Origin of the sequence: Pseudosulfitobacter pseudonitzschiae, from assembly GCF_002222635.1 — a bacterium.
Classification (GTDB): Bacteria; Pseudomonadota; Alphaproteobacteria; order Rhodobacterales; family Rhodobacteraceae; genus Pseudosulfitobacter; species Pseudosulfitobacter pseudonitzschiae_A.
Window position 1 is genome coordinate 1 of sequence record NZ_CP022422.1, and the last position, 15355, is coordinate 15355.

14 protein-coding genes are annotated in these 15355 nt (G+C 61.4%); 12 read left to right on the plus strand and 2 right to left on the minus strand.

Features of this window, described 5'->3' with window-relative positions; all coding sequences use genetic code 11:
* Window positions 1–133: 133 nt before the first annotated feature.
* The 9 genes from SULPSESMR1_RS24425 (at window position 134) to SULPSESMR1_RS24460 (ending at window position 7968) form a co-directional block, all read left to right on the plus strand.
* On the plus strand, window positions 134–460 hold the full coding sequence (locus tag SULPSESMR1_RS24425) for a type II toxin-antitoxin system PrlF family antitoxin (protein WP_005668772.1): 327 nt from the start codon (window positions 134–136) through the stop codon (window positions 458–460).
* Window positions 457–975: a type II toxin-antitoxin system YhaV family toxin gene (locus SULPSESMR1_RS24430; RefSeq protein WP_089423630.1), complete on the plus strand. Its 519-nt coding sequence runs from the start codon at window positions 457–459 to the stop codon at window positions 973–975. The genes SULPSESMR1_RS24425 and SULPSESMR1_RS24430 overlap by 4 nt, the downstream gene beginning before the upstream one ends.
* A gap of 94 nt (window positions 976–1069) precedes the next feature.
* The gene (locus SULPSESMR1_RS25315; RefSeq protein ID WP_198362936.1) at window positions 1070–1234 is read left to right on the plus strand and encodes a hypothetical protein; all 165 of its coding nucleotides are present in this window, start codon (window positions 1070–1072) and stop codon (window positions 1232–1234) included.
* Entirely contained in the window at window positions 1224–1376 is a 153-nt protein-coding gene (locus tag SULPSESMR1_RS24435; protein ID WP_089423631.1) for a StaA, read from the plus strand. Before SULPSESMR1_RS25315 ends, SULPSESMR1_RS24435 begins: the two co-directional genes overlap by 11 nt.
* A gap of 101 nt (window positions 1377–1477) precedes the next feature.
* Entirely contained in the window at window positions 1478–5740 is a 4263-nt protein-coding gene (locus tag SULPSESMR1_RS24440) for a strawberry notch family protein (protein WP_089423632.1), read from the plus strand.
* 122 nt (window positions 5741–5862) lie between these two features.
* Window positions 5863–6249, plus strand: a complete 387-nt coding sequence (locus SULPSESMR1_RS24445) for a DUF6878 family protein (RefSeq protein ID WP_089423633.1) — start codon at window positions 5863–5865, stop codon at window positions 6247–6249.
* 1 nt (window position 6250) lies between these two features.
* Complete coding sequence (locus SULPSESMR1_RS24450) at window positions 6251–6712, plus strand: DUF6915 family protein (protein ID WP_089423634.1); 462 nt, start codon at window positions 6251–6253, stop codon at window positions 6710–6712.
* Between the two features lie 100 nt (window positions 6713–6812).
* Window positions 6813–7115, plus strand: coding sequence for a hypothetical protein (locus SULPSESMR1_RS24455; RefSeq protein WP_089423635.1), 303 nt, complete (start codon window positions 6813–6815; stop codon window positions 7113–7115).
* Between the two features lie 124 nt (window positions 7116–7239).
* Entirely contained in the window at window positions 7240–7968 is a 729-nt protein-coding gene (locus tag SULPSESMR1_RS24460) for a DUF736 family protein (protein ID WP_066010382.1), read from the plus strand.
* A 167-nt stretch (window positions 7969–8135) separates the two neighbouring features.
* Here SULPSESMR1_RS24460 and SULPSESMR1_RS24465 read toward each other — a convergent pair whose 3' ends face one another.
* On the minus strand, window positions 8136–10454 hold the full coding sequence (locus SULPSESMR1_RS24465) for a S8 family peptidase (RefSeq protein WP_250161509.1): 2319 nt from the start codon (window positions 10452–10454) through the stop codon (window positions 8136–8138).
* 52 nt (window positions 10455–10506) lie between these two features.
* Window positions 10507–11589: an AAA family ATPase gene (locus SULPSESMR1_RS24470; protein WP_089423637.1), complete on the minus strand. Its 1083-nt coding sequence runs from the start codon at window positions 11587–11589 to the stop codon at window positions 10507–10509.
* A 687-nt stretch (window positions 11590–12276) separates the two neighbouring features.
* Between SULPSESMR1_RS24470 and SULPSESMR1_RS24475 the strand changes: the two genes are divergently transcribed.
* From SULPSESMR1_RS24475 to SULPSESMR1_RS24485, 3 genes are all read left to right on the plus strand, one after another.
* The gene (locus SULPSESMR1_RS24475; RefSeq protein ID WP_089423638.1) at window positions 12277–13206 is read left to right on the plus strand and encodes a DUF2493 domain-containing protein; all 930 of its coding nucleotides are present in this window, start codon (window positions 12277–12279) and stop codon (window positions 13204–13206) included.
* Between the two features lie 772 nt (window positions 13207–13978).
* Window positions 13979–14515: a thermonuclease family protein gene (locus SULPSESMR1_RS25915; RefSeq protein WP_434223030.1), complete on the plus strand. Its 537-nt coding sequence runs from the start codon at window positions 13979–13981 to the stop codon at window positions 14513–14515.
* Between the two features lie 357 nt (window positions 14516–14872).
* On the plus strand, window positions 14873–15079 hold the full coding sequence (locus tag SULPSESMR1_RS24485) for a hypothetical protein (RefSeq protein WP_007120662.1): 207 nt from the start codon (window positions 14873–14875) through the stop codon (window positions 15077–15079).
* Window positions 15080–15355: the final 276 nt, after the last annotated feature.

Consider the following 15355-nt stretch of genomic DNA (forward strand, 5'->3'; position numbering starts at 1 on the left):
CGAAATTAGGTCCTGCGCCGGACGGTTCATCGACCTGCCCGGCGACAGCAGATGCTGCGGCTTGTCTTGACAAGGCAATGCAAATGCATTACCTATCGCGGGCAGCAAAGAACCTTTTCTTCAGGAGACTGCCATGACAGCCCTCGCACAAGATGTCTCGAAACTCACGGATCGGTATCAGACGACCGTGCCGGCGGGTGTGCGCAAACAGCTCAAGCTGGGAAAGGGCGACCAGATTCGTTACTGCACCGAGCCGAGTGGCAGGGTCTATATCGAGCCCGTGCGCAGCGACGAGGAAGATCCCGTGCTCGGAGCCTTTCTCGATTTTGTCGAGGCCGATATCAAGGCGCATCCGGACCGCATTCGGGCGTTCGATGGGGCTTTGCATGACCGTCTTGCAGCACTGGTCGGAGACGTTGACGTCGATCTCGATGCGCCGCTATCGCTCGAGGATGAATGACCGGCGATAGCGTGCCCGCTCAAGCGCCCCTTGTCGTAAACGGATGGTCGATTTATGCGCATCCGCTCTTTCTGGACCAGCTCGAAGGGCTGATCGAGGAAGTCGAGGCGCGTAAGGCACGCGATCCCAAGACCTGGCGCAAGAAGAATTCCACGAAACGGCTGGCCGCCATCTTCAAGCTGGTCACCGAGGCCATACCGGCAGATCCGGGTGCCGCCGCCTTCCGGCAAGGCGGCACACTCGGCGATCACCGCAAGCACTGGTTCCGGGCGAAATTCTTCCAACAGTATCGGTTGTTCTACCGGTTCAACAGCGATGCGAAGGTCATCGTGGTGGCCTGGGTGAACGACGACAAGACCCTGCGCGCCTATGGCAGCAAGACGGATGCCTATGCGACGTTCAAAGGGATGCTGGAAGATGGCAACCCACCTGACAATTTTGACGCGCTCCTGAAAGAAGCCGCGGCGGCGGACAAGCGGTTCGAAACTTCCCTTGAAGCGGTGCCCGATCGGTAAGTGGGCCAGCTTGCTGTGACCCTTTGGCATTATCGTTTACGACGCCCCGCTGGAAGATGTAGCATCGGCTAATGATACGGTCGGAGAAAGCACAATGATTGAGGCGGAAAAGGATGGGCAGCACCCCGGACAAGAGGAGCAATTCGCGCCTGACCTGGCGCGGCACCGTTTCCCAATTCCGGTTCGCGTTGCAGACATGCCCGATGACCTCGGCAAGCTGCTGGATATCGGGCTCGAGGAGCATTTCCGTGGCCGCTGAAGCGAATTCTTATGACGCGTGGTTTTGCGCGCAGGTAAAGGCCGCGCTTGAGGATGCACGCGCCGGAACATCTCAGGTTCCAGTGATGCATGCCGCACAGGCATTGATTGATGCGAAGCGGCAGGTCGAACCCAAGTCCTGACCAAGCCTTGGAGGTCAGCGCGGTCTGATCCCGTCATCCTGAAAAGCGAAAGCGGGCTTTTTGTCCTTTGGAACTCAGACCCTGATCCAAAGGAAACCCCCATGTCCAAGCCCCGCTCAACGCTCCCCAATCCTGTTGAATCCGACGCTAACCTCGCCTCTGCCCTCGTGCAGATCGGTGCGGAGGTCGACCACCAACCCCTGCGCAGTTCAGCGCTGGCGCGCATCATGCGCGAGACGTTTCATGGCAGCGATGCCGGGGGCGCCTGGGACTGGCGCATAGCCTATGACCTGATGCAGGCCGCGGCTGTCCAAGTGCTGCTGCGTGGGAACGGCGTGGCAGATGACATCGCCGCTGCAAAGCTGCTTGCCTCGCGGCTGCTGACGGAAACCCGCCGGTCAGAGCAGCAGATCCGGCTGCAGCAGTTTTCCACGCCGTTGCCTTTCGCGGCAATGGTCGTGCGGGCGGCAGCCATTCGCAAGGGCGAGACTGTACTGGAGCCCTCGGCTGGCACCGGTGCCCTGGCTGCTTTCGCCGCCCGGGCTGGTGCCACGCTTTTGCTCAATGAAATCGACCCCTTTCGCCAGCGCCTCCTGCGCGCGGTTTTCGGTGGCGAGGTGACGGGCCATGACGGCGAGCATATCGACGATCTGCTGCAGACGCCGGTTCTACCCGACGTCGTGGTGATGAATCCGCCCTTCGCCTCCTCGGTCGATCGCTCCCGGGACAAGCACATCGCTGCCAAACATCTCATTGCGGCTGCAAAGCGCCTGGCACCAGGTGGGCGCCTGGTGGCGATCATGCCGCCGGGGTTCACGCCCGAACGCGATGCCGCGCATTGGTCCCGCGCCTGCGGTCTCCTGACGCCACGATTGGCGCTGACGATGCCGGGGCAGGTCTACCGCAAGCTCGGCACCTCTGTCGAAACCCAGCTGATGGTCTTCGACAAGGTGCAGGAGGACGGCGAAATGATCCGCGTCCCTGTGCGGGATCTGGATGAAGCCTTGGCATATGTCGATGCCGTGGCCGCAACACGGACCGAGATGCGCCCGGCCCAACGGGTTGAAGCGATCCCTCACGGGCGGCCGGTTCGTCCAGTAGCTGCCCCACGCAAGACCGCCGGTGCGCCTTTCGCCGCCTCCAAACCCCGCGCCAATGCTGCCATCCCGCTCAGCTTCACAAGCTTCGATGTCCCGCGCGACAACACGCCGGTCTCGGATATCTATGCGCGCTACCGTCCGCAGCGGATCGAGATCGCGGGTGCGCAGGAACATCCCACGCCGCTGGTCGAGAGCATCGCCATGGCCTCTGTTGCGCCGCCGGTGCCCTCAGGCGCGGCCAGTGCGGAATTGCGCCTGCCTGCACGGTTGATCGAGGAGGGAGATCTCTCCGAGGCGCAGCTGGAAACCATCATCATGGCACATGATGCCCATGGGCGTGATCTGCCCGGTCGGTTTACCATCGATGAGGACCAGACCAAGCTGACGCGCGCCGATGATGACCCGAATGCACGTGCCTATCGCCTTGGCTATTTCCTCGGCGACGGCACCGGTTGCGGCAAGGGGCGCGAATGCGCGGGCCTCATCCTTGTCAACTGGCTGGCCGGGCGCAGAAAGGCGATCTGGGTCTCCAAATCCGCCACGCTTATCGAGGACGCGATCCGCGACTGGACCGATCTCGGCGGCTCGCCAGCCGACATCCAGCCGCTCTCCAAATGGAAACCGGACCAGCCGATCCCGATGGGCGACGGTATCCTCTTTGTCACCTACGCCACGCTGCGGTCCGCGGGCAAATGCGGCACCACGCGACTGAGCCAGATCCTCGCCTGGATGGGTGAAGACTTTGACGGCGTTCTTGCCTTCGATGAGGCCCATGCCATGCAGAACGCGGCAGGGTCCGAGCAGGGCAGGGGGGTCAAACCCTCCCAGCAGGGCCTTGCTGGCCTGCGGCTGCAACTGGCAGCACCCCGCGCTCGCGTCTTCTACATCTCGGCCACGGGCGCCACGAGCGTGCACAACCTGGCCTATGCCGCGCGGCTGGGGCTCTGGGGGCAGGGCCCCGAATACCCCTTCCCAAGCCGCGAGAGCTTCGTTTCTGCGATGGAAGCCGGCGGCGTGGCTGCCATGGAGGTGGTCGCGCGTGATCTCAAGACGCTCGGCCTCTACACGGCGCGCGCCCTCAGCTTTGATGGCGTGGAGTATGACGTGCTCGAACACGCGCTCACTTCGGCCCAGATCGAGATCTACGACGCCTATGCGGGCGCGTTTCGGACGATCCACCACAATCTCGAAGCGGCGCTGACGGCGACCGGCGTCAACGACGCCTCGGGAGAGACCAATGCGTCGGCCGCACGCGCCTCGGCCAAATCCCGCTTCGAGAGCACGAAACAGCGCTTCTTCAACCATCTCCTGATGGGCATGAAGGCTCCAAGCATTATCCGCGCCATCGAGGACGATCTGGCGGCGGGCAAGGCTTGCGTCATCCAGGTGGTCTCGACGGGCGAGAGTCTGCTGAAACGCCGGCTTGAGACGATGGATCCCGAGGATGAACTCGTCGAGGGTGCCTTGACGCCGCGCGACTATGTTCTCGGCTACCTCGAACAGGCCTTCCCGATTCATGCGCAAAAGCTCGTGGAGATTGACGGCAACATGGTGGCGGAACCCTTGCGGGATGAGACCGGCGCGCTCGTTGTCACGCGCGAGGCGCTCGCCCTGCGCAATGCGGCCATGCTGGAGTTGATGACGCTCGCCCCGATCCCCTCGGCGCTCGATCAGATCCTCTGGGCTTTTGGCGACGAGGCCGTCGCAGAGGTCACCGGGCGCTCCATCCGCCCTTTGAAGGCCGAGGATGGTCATCTCTTCATCGAGAAGCGCGCCGCCAGCAGCAATTCGTCGGAGACCCAAGCCTTCATGGACGGCGAAAAGGATATCCTGATCTTCTCCGATGCGGGCGGGACGGGCCGATCCTACCATGCGGCGCAAACGGCGAAGAACCAGAAACGGCGGCGGCACTATCTTCTGGAGCCCGGCTGGCGCGCGGATGCGGCCATCCAGGGGCTCGGCCGCACGCATCGCTCTGCCCAGGTCAGCGCGCCCTTCTTCCGGGTCTGCACCTCGGATGTGCATGGCGAGAAACGCTTCACCTCGACTATAGCCAAACGCCTCGACCAGCTGGGGGCCCTGACCAAGGGCCAGCGCGAGACCGGTTCGCAAGGCATGTTCCGCGAGGAGGATAATCTCGAAAGCCCGATCGCGCGGGCGGCGCTGCGTGGGTATTTCGCCGATCTTGCCGCCGGGCGCGCCGAGGCGATGAGCTACGAGAACTTCACCGACTGGACGGCCCTGCGGCTGATCGACAAGGACGGGGTGCTGCTTGAGGAGCTTCCCCCGATCCAGCGCTTCCTCAACCGGGTTCTGGCCCTGCCCATCCACATGCAGAACGCCCTCTTTGCCGAGTTCATGCGCCGGATCACCGATCAGACGGAAAGGGCGCGCGCGGCAGGCACGCTCGATCTCGGCGTCGAAACCCTGCGTGGCGAAAAGATCGAACAGGTCTCCATGGAGGATCTCTGGACCTGCCCGAAATCTGGCGCCGTGACGCGGATCATCGGGCTCGAGGTGACGGACCCGGTCCACGTGCTGTCGGCGGATGACGCCATATCGCGCAATCCGGACAAGCTGCCGATGGTCAATCGCGCCTCCGGTCGCGCGGCGCTCATCTCGGCGCGGCCCATGCAGATGTATGACGAAGACATCGTCACGCTGATGCGCAAGGTTGTGCGGCCAAACGGGTCGAGCTACCTGGAGGAGGCGCGGTTCACGTCTTCGGCCTGGGAAGACATCGAAAGGCCCGAGTTTGCAAAGCTTTGGGATGCCGAGGCAGCGTCCCTGCCAAAAACCACCACAACCAAGCTCTACCTGCTGACCGGGCTCTTGTTGCCGATCTGGAAGGACATTCCGACCACCAATGAACGCATCTACCGGGTCACGCCTGACGGGACGACGGCGATGATCGGGCGCACGCTGAGCGAAGAAGGGGCGGCAGCGCTGCGCGCCCGCTTCCTCGTCTCCAACCCGCAAACACCGCAGGAGATGCTGACCGCCGCCCTCGGCACCACCGAACCTGTCGATCTGGGCCGGGGACTGACCCTGACCCGTCGCCGGGTCGCAGGCGAGATGCGCCTCGAGCTTGGCGGCGCGGACAAGGGCATGATCGAAGGCCTCAAGGCCATGGGGTGTTTCACGGAGATCATTTCCTTCCAGCTGCGGGTGTTCCTGCCGCATGGGGACGGGATCGACACGGGCAGCATTCTGGCCCGGATCGTGGGGCAGGGGCCTGCTATCACGGCGGACCAAGCCGCCTGAAAAGTCAAAGCGGGCTTTTGGTCGGGCGTCGCGGATCGGGATTTGGCCGGTCTGCGCGTTCCGGGCGCGCGCGGGCCAATGCCGCGCCCGGCCCCCCCAAATTCAGATAAGAGGACAGACCCATGACCAATCCCCAGATCGACTATGCCGCAATGGCGGCTCAGTGGCGTGCAGAGCGCGAAACCACCTTGAAGGCATCCAGAGTGGAGCTGCTCGCGCAACTACGTGCGCTTGGCATCAGCGAGGTCACTGCCGAATACGAAGGCTATGGCGATTCCGGCAATGTTAAGGATGTGACGGTGCAGCCTGCGGACGTCAAACTACCGGAGCCGCTTTCCACCGAGGTCGGCGATTTCGCCTGGTCACTCGCTTATCACCATCACCCGGGGTTTGAGAACAACGAGGGTGGCTATGGCACGCTGACCTGGGACATCGGAGCCGACAGCATCACCCTCGATCACGCGGACTGCTATGTCGAATGCTCGCACAGCTATGTCGAGGGTCTTTGAGATGGCCCATCCGCTTCATCATGCCGAAAGTTCCGCCCGGAAATTCGGTGGCGTGCCGTCTGACTATCAGGCTGTGCACGATTGGTTTGACGCCTCGAAAGAGCACCTGGCGCTCTTCACGCACCGCGCCATGCGCCACCATGCCCAAGGCCTGTTCGAGGCCGAACGTGTCTTCGGCCTGACACTGACCAATAGCGCAGGTCGGGACATTCCCGTGCGCTGGATCGGCGAGCAGCATATCCGCGAAGACTGCCAGGGCCGCATTCCGAGCCTGGCGGACTGGCTGCGACGGATCCAACCTGAGCCATGGATGGCCAATGGCCATATCGACCGGCATGTCGGCTCCGAGCCCTGCGGCGAACCAAGGGTTGCCTGGGCATCCGAGGTCGCCGCCGGCAGAACGGTTCTTGGCCTGAAGGATTGGATGGCGGCGCGCGCGATGCAAGCGGCGCAAAGCGCCTGACAGCTCTCGGCCGTTTGCCAAACAAATCTTGCATGGAAGCCCGGTTGGACGACCGGGCGTCTTGCATCGTTTCCCCACCATTCTTCTTAAGGAGGTTCGCATGACACTCGAAGACATCAAGGCGGCCGTTGATGCCGGCCAGACCGTGCATTGGGCCAATACCGGCTACGTTGTCCACAAGGACCGGCTCGGTCAGTACCTCATCACCTATGTGCCGAATGGTAGCTGCATCGGTCTGACCGACCGGGGCGGGCACCGGTTGAACGGAAAAGAAACGGAGTTCTTCGTCGCGCAATCGAAGGACGCCGCAGAAAATCCGGGCAACCAATCAAGACCAGACGGGCAGGGGAGGGGCGTAGCACCCGGAGGCGCGGGGGCATTCCCACTCGGACGGCAGCTTTGACCCGTGGGCGGGGCTGAAAGGAAAGCAGGCTTTCTGATTTGTGATCCCTCAAGGGGTCGAGAAAGCAATCCCGGATGCGTTGGCAAAAACGTCAGGCACCGGCCAATCCAAAAGGAACCATCCCATGTTCGCAGGAACCCTCACCCGCAATGTCGAGACCGCAGCCGCCGAGTACACCGGCATGATCCATTCGACGCGCTTTGACATCGCCATCCAGCTCGAGGCACGGGCCAAGATGTCCGCTCGCAGCCCGGATTACGACGTGACGGCAGTCAACAAATCAGGCCGCAAGGTGCGTATCGGCACGGCCTGGAACGAGACCGGGAATACCAGCGGCAACCCCTACATCTCGATGCAGATCGATGTCGGCCTCGGCCCGTTCCGGGTCAACGCGGTGCAGACGAAAGAGGCGCGCGCGGCCCAGAGCGGCGAATTCGAGATCATCCCGCTGGTCTCGAACGGCCTGATGAAATCCGGCTCGATCTCGGGCGAGCTCACCGCCATGGACGCTGACAACGCCTTCACCGGCTACATCGCCAACATGATGTTCGATCTGGAGTTCATGCTGATCGAGAACAGCTACAAATCCGAGGAGACCCACCCCGATTACCGGATCGAGGTCAGCTCGCCCCGGGGCACACCGATCCGCGTTGGCTCGGCCTGGATGGCCAAAAGCAGCCGCACGGGCAATGACTACCTGTCGCTGCTGATCAACACGCCTGATGGCGACCTGCGCGTCAACGCCGTGCAGAACGAAGAACAGCGCGGCGGGCAGACCTTCTCGATCATCCCGTTCATCGACAGCGGTGAGCAACCGCAGGACGCAGGCGCGGGGCTGTCGCTGGTTGCCTAATCGGCGCGCGAGGGGGAGACGATCTGAACCGAAAGGGGAGCCGTGGGACCACGGTTCCCCTTTTTCCATGTCTGGGTCAGTCGAGCGATCGAATGGCGATTGCATGAGGCGGTCCGATGTAGATGCATTGTCTAGATTGGAAGCGCTGCACAGGGTCTCCAATAGAGTCAAACTTGCACAACCGCTTGAGCGGCAATTAGGGCTTCGACAGCTACTTGAACCTCGGCATAGAGTTCGGTGTCCAACCCTTCCGCATCAATTTCTATGATTAATGCATAGCGCACAGAAGGCAAACCTTCGGCGAGAAGCTTTTTGGATTTCCACCATCCAGTGACTGGGTGAACGGCCAACAAGTTTCGCCTTGCGAGATCTGATGCCTTGCAAGTCAGTTGATCGATGTGCAGCGATCCGACATGGCGCCGATTGCTACCGTATTCCCAAAGATCATCCTCGTCGTTTGCGGGACCGTCGGGCTGTTCGGCCGCCTTGCTGATCCGAGCTAGGAATTGGGCTTCGTTCTCGCCGGCGCGATTGAGTTGGAACCGCAGATTGTGGGATGCGTAGCGATAACGAACGCCGCGTGAGGCTTCTGACGGGTTTGGAGCAATAAAGCTGCTTAGCGCCACCCGCAAGGTAACGTCGGCATTGCCGAGCGCGCGCAAAGCCTCAACGGGCCAGGGTAGTGCGAAAAGCTTCAACTCATTGTGGACATCACCGCCGGTCTTTTCGGAGATTCCGTAGGGTGTAATCGTGTCTTCCACGATGAGTGTCAGCGCGTTCGACGCGCTGCGGCGGGCACGGGCCATGTCCGGAACGCCAAATCCATAGCGCTGAAAAAGCGGCATGTAATGACCTTTGTTCGCTTGGGCCGGCAAATGTGCTCGCATCTGCTGAGTCCAACGCGCGGAAGACACATAGAGACCACGGACTGTCTCGGGCCAAAGTGTCGGATAATCCGACCAGAGTTCCGTTACATCCTTCGCTGCAAGCGCTGTCGCAGCGCTGGTGTCGAAGGTGAATGTGAAAGATCGGACCGGATAATTATGGTGCGTCGAAAGGAGCGATAACCATCCGTGCCGCATTGGCGGAGGCATGGCACTTAGCGCCCAGTTTCCGCCCTCAAGGACAACGTCCGGCTTGTTCGGCCAATGGGACGACCACGATGCAGTTCTCGAAGCTGGCGATAGATCGCCGAATGGTGCAAGCGCTTGGGCCGGGTCTCCGTTTGGCAGTACAGTCTTCTCGGTAAAGGCTCCAACAGACAAAACATTCCACGCTTGGGCAGGCGACTCGATCTCGTTGTCTTCGTGATCGCATCGGTCGAGGTAGTTTCCGGCACCAAAGGTGAAGTTGTCGGTATTCCCTGCCGAAACCAGCACCAGGCGCTGCTGTCTGAGTCCACCTGAAACACCGGCGGCAAGCTGATCGACTTCCGTCGACCACGAGGTCGGGGCACCGTCGTGCGGCGTGTCCTCACCCGTCGTCGTCGTCATGGTGAAAGTACGGCGTCGGGGACCAACCTGTTCGACCGCATTGATCGCCTGCCTGGTCACCGCGCCTAGGAGATGATGCGGGTTCATGCCGGCATCTGGCAGGAGTTTGACGGATTCCAGACGGTTCATGACCATAACTGGGTTCGCCTGATGAAGTTTTTGCGTCAGATCGCCAAAGAGCGCGAGTCCTCCCATCTGCGTTCCATGGCCCTTCACATCCTCCAATCCCCAAGCCGGATTTGCGGCATGTCGATCATCCACGCTAAGCGCCGGCTGAATCAGAGGATGCGCCCGACTGACACCAGTATCCAGGAGCGTAACGTAGCCAGCATTGGGGTGATCCGAATAGGTGGTCCGGCCTGAAAGCTCATCAACCCACTGTGCCTGTTCGACCACCGGCAAGCCGTCAAAGAAATCTGCAGTGATTGTCGGAGCGGCAAGTGCGCGTACGCCACCCAGTCGCCGGACGGCTTGGGCAAGCTGATTGCGATCGGCCTGGACGACCACCACTGTATCTTCGGGAAACTCCAGCCGATCCGCGCCCACAGTCACACCATAGTTAGGCGCTGCTGCAACGAAGGCCTCGGTCATTTGGGGCTCGAGCCAAACCTCCCAGACTGCCGCAATATCCGCCGCGGGAAACTTGCCCGGCGGGCTGCGCCAGAGGGCACGCAATCCCGCTTCCGTAATGGCAGTGACGCTTTGAACCAAGTCTGCATTCTTTGGTCGGCCCAGGATGAATTCACCATCTTTTTCGCGATCAGGCGTGTCTTCCGTCCGAAACTGGTCGACCTTCTTGCGCAGGTTCTCAATACCCTTGGCTGTTGCAAACACCGTCGCACGCTCTTGGGCGCCACCTGGAATAGGAAAATCTTCGATGCGGAGAAGCATAAGGCCACTGGCGTCTAGGCTATCCTTTTTCAGGCGCTCGTCGATACGGGAGCTGATTTCGAGATAAACGCCGGGAAGCTCAGTGGCCGAAATATCCGGCAACGCGTCGATGGCCTGAAGCAGCGCTTGGGCGTGCGCAGCGCGATTGGGGACATCACTTGGTCTTTTGGACCCGCCCCTGCCCTTTGCCTTGAATGGGCGAGGTTGTCCTAGATTGCGAAGGTGGAAGTGTGGAAGCTCTCGTGCCATTGTCATTGGTCCCTAAATCTTGGAGCGACCGTCGGCGTTCGAGGGCGTCAAGCAAATCCTGTGTCGCAATCTTGTCAGTATCATTCAAAACCGCACGTCTCGCGGCATCTTCCGCCGCCGCCACAATATCGGCCGTTGAGAGGCCAGTGGCGACATCCGTCACCCGCTTCCATCCTATTCGATTGAACGAGAAACCGATCAGACGGCGTTCGAGTGCCTGTCGGATGGCGGGACCATCGGGCATCACATAGGGCAACACGAGATCGAAGCGGCGCAGCACGGCGCGGTCAAGAATTCCCGGCAAGTTTGTAGTGGCGACGACGATCGAAGGCCCTGTGTCTTCATCCAGGAACTGCAAGAATGAGTTCAGAACCCGCCGGGCTTCGCCGACATCGTTCTCACCGCCTCGGGCCGCAGCCAAAGCGTCAATTTCATCGAACAGGTAGATACCGCGTGTCGTCTTGATGGCATCAAAGACCATCTTCAATTTTTGCGCCGTTTCGCCCATGAACTTCGTTATTAGACCGTGGAGCATGACCGAAAATAAGGGGTACTGCAGCTCCCCGGCCAGTGCTGACGCACTCAGTGTCTTGCCGGTACCGGGAGGACCAGAGAGGAGAACGCGCCTCCGCGGCTTCAGGCCTTTTGCCTCGAGCTTTTCGCGCATACGCGTCTCGAAGACGAGATGCGACAGTTCACTCCCAATCCTATCCGGTAAGATTACATCGACGAGTCGCTCCGTCGGATAGGACGCGGCAAGAAACTCTGCAAGATCGCCGCGAGGCGTTGCGATAGGGGTGACTGCAGGGGTTCGCTTTGCTGGCGGCTTTTGCCCCGCTTCAGCCCACTGCCGCAACTGTTCAGCCAGCCGGGTGTGTCCCTTCTGCTCTTCGGCCGCCGAGAGTTGCATCGCCAGATCGTAAAAACGATCAGCGTCCCCTTCTGCGTGGCTCTTGACGAGACCGATGAGTTGTTGGGCGGAAGCCAAAGTCGAACTGCTCTTTCTAAATGATCATTTTCAGCGTTGATAGGGTCTTTTCTACATCCGAACCCTTTAATAGACCAGACAATTTGCACGGTTTGCATGCGGAGTGTGTCGGTTTTGTGCACTCGACCATCAACCTGAGTCCCAGCCTTGCGGCCTCCCCAGCTCGGCTTCGCGTGTCGCAGGGGAGAACGGCCCTTCGGTCCGTCGCGCATTCGGCCATGCGGCCTCACCGCGGCGTTGCACCCAGGCCCCCGGTTTGCCCGCCTCGCGAGCACGTCCCTCCCCGGCCGCTCCGCCGGATTGCGCTCTGGTCTGTTTTGGCCCGAGGCCAAAACGATCCCGCCGCTCCATCCGTCTCCCGCGTCCGGTCGGGTCGTTTGCCTGCTCGGGTCGGGCAAACCTACCGTCAAAACACACACACATGAGCGTGGAAGCATATCCTCCGGATGGCCCCCAAATCAGCCCGCGTCAAGGATCGCAAAACTTTTCGGCGAGGGCGGTGCCCGTGGCGCGGGGCGGTCCCGTGCGTGAGCGCGCGCATGTGTCCGGTGCTGCGCGCGGAAAACTTTTGCGCCCGGCAAGCCGGCGGCTGCGCCGTCCCTGACCCGGGCAGATTCGGAAACCAGGCATTCGGCCATGCCCCCACACTCACGTGGTGGCCTTGGAACCGAACACTGGAGACCAGAAATGGCGTACGACACTGCAAACACCTACGAGACCATCGAACTTTTCGGGCTGACCGAGAAGGACGCGCAGCTGCCGATCCCGGAGGATCACATCCTGACCGACCGCATCATCCGCGAGAGCTTCGAGGCTTTGCTCGGTCAGCTACGCGGGACCGGGCTTGAAGCCGAAATCGAACCGCTGGCCCATGGGCTCGCGACGATCCTGCAGCGCCGCAAGGTGGCACTCGGCAAGGAGGTCGACCGCACCGCGGACAAGATCGGCGCGCTGGCAAAATCCCACGACGGATCGGAGATCGCCGAGACCGCGCTCGAAGAGGCGCAGGCGCGCTTTGTGCAGCTGCGCGAGATCGTCAGCGCCATCGAGGTGATGAGCGAGGCGGCGGCGGAATGCTACGAGAGCGAAACGGGCCACGCCTTCATCCCGTCAGCCGGGTCGCGCGCAAGCGTCCGGGCGCAAGAGACCGGGGCGGTCTTCGAGGCGCGGCAGCTCCTCGAGCAGCACGACCGCGAGACTGCCGAGAAATCCAAAGTCGAGGGGGTGCCCCTGATCGTCTCAGGCGCCACCGACTGGACCGATGTCGATGTGATCTTCAACACGCTCGACAAGGTTCGCGAACGGATCAAGCAGAACCGCAACCAGGAGATTTTCCTCTGCCACAAGGGTGGCAAGCACGGGGCGGAGATGATTGCGGCCCGGTGGGCCCGGGCACGCGGGGTCGCGCAGGCGCGCTTCGATCCGCGCTGGTCCGCGCACGGGCGGGCGGCACCGTTCAAGTGCAACGACGAAATGCTGGACGACAAGTTCGCGGCGACGGGGGTTGTACTCTTCGGCGGCAACGGGGTCGCGCTGAACCTCGGGCAGAAGGCGGAAGCGAAAGGTCTGACGGTCATGCGGGTTGCGGACCCGGCGAAGAAGGCGTCGCAGGATTGAAGAGAGAGGGTCGCCTTCGGGCGGCCATTTCGTTGTTTTCCCAGATGTGTGCGAACCTCGGCGGTATCGCAGTGAGCTCCAGCAACGGGCATCGACAGGCTTGGTGATCGCAATCCGGCCAATCTGTTTTTGGGAATGGCTGGATGGTATCTCGATGCAATCACAGCTTAATGTGGCCGTGCGGCAGAAGACATTTGTTGCGCAGCTCAACACCCGAACAGGTTTTTCCTCAATGCCTTTTTCTCCGGAACGCACCAAAGAGATCCAATCACGCATTGATGCGCGTTTGCGGTCCGGGCAGGCAAACGATTGGGAAGTGTCTTTTCTCACAAACATGGCTGAACGGTTTGAGCGTCACGGGACGGAGACGCGTCTGAGCAAAGCTCAGTACGCCAGCCTGCACAAAGTCCTGAAACTGGAAGGGGAAAAACCGGCCCAGACAAGGGCAGCTGCCGACGACGGCACTTCGAAACCAGCACCAAAGCGCAGCCCCAGAGCCGTTCAGGCGAGACCCCGTTCGATCTCCGTGAGCCGCGCAATCACCGCACCTCGGCGTGCCGTGCGCAAGGCTCAACGCCAAATCATGGTGCCGTTGGTGATCGCTGTCGGGTTCTTCGCGTTGGTTGGATCATTGTTTGAGACGTCGAGTTCACGATCCACGCCCTACAGTCCGTCAGCAATTCCCACATCGCAAACGACAAACACCACTTACGTCTATGTGACAGGGACACGTGTCAACCAACGTTCTGAGCCGTCTACCGCGAACGCTGTGATGGGCGTCTTGAGCGAAGGGACTCGCGTCGAAATGCTTCGCGATGAAGGGCAATGGACCCAAATTCGGTCTAACTTGGGAGTGGGCTGGATGTCTTCCAGTTTCCTATCGCCGGTCGCGCCACCTGCAGAGCGACCCGCCTCGCAAGACCGGTCGCTTCGAGCCAGCGATGTGCGGATCATTGATGGTGATACGATTGATATTCGAGGCATGACAGCGAACGTGCGTCTCGTCGGGTTTAACGCGCCTGAGACATGGAGACCATCCTGCACTGCAGAGCGCCAGGTCGGGGAACAGGCAACAGCGCGTCTTGGTCAATTGGTGCGGGGTGCGGCGTCAATTGAATTTGAGCGCGTGGCCTGTTCCTGCCGGCCCGGGACTGAAGGCACCGATCGATGCAATTTCGGGCGGCTTTGTGGCTCGTTGTTCGTTGACGGTCGGGACGTGGGCAGTACGCTCATTGCTGAAGGTTTGGCCGTGCCATACCGATGTGGCCGCACCAGCTGTCCCCCACCCCCTCAATCCTGGTGCCGATAGCAGGGGCACTCACCCAACACAGACGACGGATCATCGCGCGCGGCTGAACGCTGACCCGCAGCGTGATGCGCGTGACGGATCATTATCCAGATGCATTGGATCAGAACGAACCAAGCCACCTCAGACCGGTATCGACGGGTGCGAACGCAACTGCAAAGTGGCGGCACAAATTTGGGTCTCTCCTTTTTGCTCATCGATGTGGATCGCACGGGGTCGGCCCGTTCGTGCCCTCAGCTCACGCTTCGGCAAGCACAAATACGGCTTCCACGGCTAGCCGCGGACCCTCCGCATTTGCGCTTGCGACCGGGCCTCTTGCCCCGTGCCGGGTGATCCCCATCGCAACAAGGAGTAACCCAAATGACCAACCACTACGTCGCCACCGTCCCCGTCAAGTTCACCGATACCGATGGCCAGGAGCGCACCCGTTTTCAGCGCGTGGGTGCGATGTTCCGCAACACCCGCAACGGGGATGGATCGGAGTTCTTCAGCCTCAAGCTCGACTTTCCCGTTGCGGTCTCGGAGCTGGTGATGTTCCCACCGAGCGCGAAAGATCCCCAGGACTAAATCCTCTGACGAGGATGGGCCGCCCCAGGACGATCTTGGGGCGGCCCGATCCCTGTTCCAGGGATGCCGTCACCGGCGCGTGTGATCGCCTACAGCGACCTCCTCTTGGTGCCGGTCGCTGCGCGTTCAAGGGACGCACTCCCCCCAGAATGATCAGGCCGCGACAGGGCGGACAGGCAGCCTCAAGGGGGCCATCCACAAAAACCTATCGGCCAAGGCCTCCCGGTTTTTGCGGCAGAGATTTGGCAAGCCAAATCTGGCCCTCCTTGACCCTGC